The sequence below is a fragment of the Flavobacterium sp. genome, assembly GCF_043778725.1.
Lineage (GTDB): Bacteria > Bacteroidota > Bacteroidia > Flavobacteriales > Flavobacteriaceae > Flavobacterium.
Genome location: NZ_JAYWFT010000161.1, coordinates 1 through 3,212, shown reverse-complemented (window position 1 = coordinate 3,212; position 3,212 = coordinate 1). Strand labels below are relative to the sequence as shown.

Genomic DNA, 3,212 nt, shown 5'->3' with positions numbered 1-3,212 from the left:
TTCCTAAAACAATGAGCTTTTGCTCCTAAATAATTAAAATAAGTGACATCGCCAATATAACTAATAGTGAAATCACCATATTCTTTTTTCATACTTTTAAATTGAAAAAGCAACAAAAACAAGCTAAAAATTAGTAAAAAACCATATCTATTAAAAACTATGTTTTTGATTTTGCTGATATAAAAAATTATAAAAATAAAAGCAATTCCGATTGAAATTGGTTTTACCAAGGCATTTAAAATTAAAATCGAAATAGCGATTGTAAGATATTTTGCGTCATTATTTGCATAATATTTACTTACAAAATAAATGGCTAAAACCACAATAAATACAAATATCGATTCTGATAAAAACCTGAATGCTGGCGCAAGATTTCCTATTAAAAACACAAATAATAGGGAGTAAATAAATGCTTTTTTTCTACTGTTTGTAATAGTAACAATGATTTTGAATAAAAATAGAATTGTCAAAAACCAACAACAAAAATTCACAAAAAATCCCCAATGAATAACTGCATTATCTGATAATTTAAAAAAGTAAGGCAAACCGAAAATTGCAGCGATCAAAAATGGTCTGATGCCATCAGGTTTATGTTCAAAATACAACAATTTTGCAGCTAGTAAATAGCTTGCATCATCGCTTGTTGTTGAAAAATAGGGCATTAATTGTAAAACGAAAGAGAAAAATAAAACCCAAGCCAGTGCAAATATAAAAAGCAAATACTCGTATTTTATTTTTGAAATCATTATTTTATCAAAGAAATTAGGGTTTATTTAAAAGTTTACACAACCATATTAATAACTTTTCCTGGAACAATAATCACTTTTTTGGGAATATTTCCTTCCAATTGTTTGATTGTTCGTTCATCATTCATGATGATTTCTTCTATTTGTTTTGGCGATAAATCTAATGGCAAACTTATCGTAAAACGCATTTTCCCATTAAAAGAAACGGGATATTCTTTATCAGATTCTACCAAATAGGCTTCATTACAAATGGGAAAATCAACATTGACAATAGATTCTGTGTGACCCAATTGTTTCCATAATTCCTCAGCAATATGTGGCGCATAAGGCGAAATCAAAACCAATAATGGTTCAAGAATCAGTTGTTCATGACAATTTTGCGCTTGCAACTCATTCACACAAATCATAAATTGAGAAACCGATGTATTAAAAGAAAATTTCTCTATATCATCAGTACATTTTTTGATGGTTTTGTGCAAACTTCTGTAACTGTCTTTTGAAGGTTCATTATCAGTGACAACAAGTCCGTTTTCATCAAAATACAAACGCCAAAGTTTTTTCAAGAAACCAAAAACACCTGATATTCCTGCGGTATTCCATGGTTTTGATTGCTCAAGTGGTCCTAGAAACATTTCATATAACCTCAAAGTATCAGCACCATATTCATTGCAAATATTATCAGGATTGACAACATTATACTTAGATTTTGACATTTTTTCGACTTCGCGACCGACCATAAAAGTCCGTCCCGACATCCCAGAAGGGGACGAGCCCGCAACGTAAAGTGATCCGTCTTCTAAAATGAATTCAGCATTTTTATAATCAGAATATAAAGGATGATTTCTAAATTCTTCAATATCTAATTCATTGGTAACATCATTGATCACTGATAAATCAACGTGAAATTGGTCAAAACCAATACTTCTTTCAGTATTTTTTGAATTTTTATATTCATGCGATTCGAATTCTTTATTAAAAACAGCTTCAATTTCATTAAATAAGTTATTATTTACTTCTGATAATTTTTTATAATTATCCTCTAATTTTTTTCTCAAATCATTTGAAACAAGAACATTATAAGAAATTGAATTCCAACCCGTATTCGGATTTGGTCTAAAATTAAGTCTTAACTTATAAACAAAAGCACTCATTCCTAAAATCATTCCTTGATTGATCAATTTTTTGAATGGTTCTTCAGTTGGTGCAAATCCTTTGTCTTTCAGGAATTTATTCCAAAAACGAGCGTATAACAAATGACCCGTTGCATGCTCGCTGCCGCCAATGTATAAATCTACACTTTCCCAATATTTTATGGCTTCGGACGAAGCAATTTCGTTTTCGTTTTTTGCGTCCATATACCGCAACCAATACCACGAACTGCCCGCCCAGCCTGGCATTGTATTCATTTCCATTTGGAAAATTGAAATATTGTCAATCAATTCGCAACTTACAATTTTGTTTGTTTCGGTGTTCCAAGCCCAATTAGTGGCGTTACCCAAAGGCGGCTGACCATCTTCTGTTGGCAGATATTTCTCGACTTCGGGCAGTTTTATTGGCAAATATTTTGCGTCAATCAATTGCGGCAATCTATTGACATAATAAACTGGAAAAGGTTCTCCCCAATATCTTTGTCTTGAAAAAACAGCATCTCGCAAACGATAATTGGTTTTACCCGAACCTTGATTTATTTTTTCTAATTCGTGAATTACTTTTTTAGTACCTTCTTTATAATCCAATCCGTCGAGGAAATCAGAATTTTTTAAAACAAAACCTTCTTTTGAAATGAAAGCTTCTTCAAGAATTTCATTTTCAGTGCTTTGTATTTCAGTTCCACCTTTGGAGGCTAGGGGGCAAATAATATTTTTTACGACATGCATTCCAACTGTTCCTTTGAAAAAATTTGCGAAAGCAAAATCCCGCTCATCGCCACAAGGCACCGCCATTACTGCTCCCGTGCCATAACCCGCAAGTACATAATCGCCAATCCAAACAGGAATTGATTCTTTTGTAAATGGATGTTCGGCAAATGCACCTGTAAAAACACCAGAAATTGTTTTCACATCTGCCATTCTTTCTCGCTCTGATCGTTTGGCGGTTTTTTCGATATATGCTTTAACCGCAGACTTTTGTTCAGATGTTGTAATTAATTCAACCAATTCATGCTCTGGTGCGAGTGTCATAAATGTAACTCCAAAAATTGTGTCGGGTCTGGTGGTGAAAACTTCAATACTTGTTTTTGCTATACTCAAAACTCTAAATTCAACCCTAGCCCCAACGCTTTTTCCAATCCAATTTCGTTGCGATTCTTTTATGCTTTCTGACCAATCTATCGTTTCCAGTCCTTGCAATAAACGCTCAGCATAAGCAGAAATTCGCATTGACCACTGGGTCATTTTTTTTCTAATAACGGGGTGTCCGCCACGCTCTGAAAGTCCGTTGATGATTTCGTCATTTGCCAAAACTGTT

1 protein-coding gene and 1 pseudogene are annotated in these 3,212 nt (G+C 33.2%); both read right to left on the bottom strand.

Translation table 11 applies throughout. The annotated features are described in order from the left end of the window. Positions 1-746: pseudogene (locus tag ACH2CG_RS14890) on the bottom strand (hypothetical protein); the annotation flags it as partial. A 35-nt stretch (positions 747-781) separates the two neighbouring features. Continuing rightward, positions 782-3,212: class I tRNA ligase family protein (locus tag ACH2CG_RS14885; protein WP_395066593.1), on the bottom strand; the 2,431-nt coding region annotated here is incomplete at its 5' end.